The 585-nt window shown below is 59.3% G+C and carries 1 protein-coding gene; it reads left to right on the forward strand.

The window, feature by feature from the left end; genetic code table 11:
- Positions 1-265: 265 nt before the first annotated feature.
- Positions 266-585, forward strand: a 320-nt coding sequence (locus HWX76_RS36440; protein ID WP_176017111.1) for a recombinase family protein, incomplete at its 3' end; no start/stop codon positions are given.

A 585-nucleotide genomic window follows, 5' to 3' on the forward strand; every position in this document is an offset into this window, starting at 1 on the left:
TTGACGATGGTTTGCATTGTTACGGTGTCGGCGTGTCACGACGGCGCTGACGCACTCGTCCTTTTGTCTACTGGAAGCGCCGCTCGAGAAGCAAAAACACCGTGCAATCAAATACTAGTGAGCGTCACCGATGTCCTTCATCGCGTCGAGCCGTCGTCTGGCAATGCCGTCACCGTCGTCAGGCGTCAAGCGTCATGGCGGTGAAGTTATGTGTGTCTGCTCGCATACACCAACACATACCTGACACTTCTTGCGGAGCGCGCTCATGAGGATCGGGTACGCGCGCGTGTCTACCGACGAGCAAAGCCTGGGCCTCCAGATCGATGCCCTCACACGGGCGGGCTGCGACGTCGTTTTTTCAGACCAGGGAATTTCGGGGGGCGACTTTCACCGCCCGGGCCTCGATGCGGCCCTCGCGAGAATCGAAAAAGGAGACGCGCTTGTCGTCTGGCGTCTCGACCGGCTGGGCCGGTCGCTGAGTAAGTTGATAGATCTGGTCAATCACCTAGCTCGACGCGGCATCGACTTCACGTCGCTCACCGAATCGATTAATACGGCCTCTCCCGGCGGGCGGCTCGTCTTCCA

The organism is Burkholderia sp. BCC0398, assembly GCF_902833245.1.
Lineage (GTDB): Bacteria > Pseudomonadota > Gammaproteobacteria > Burkholderiales > Burkholderiaceae > Burkholderia > Burkholderia sola.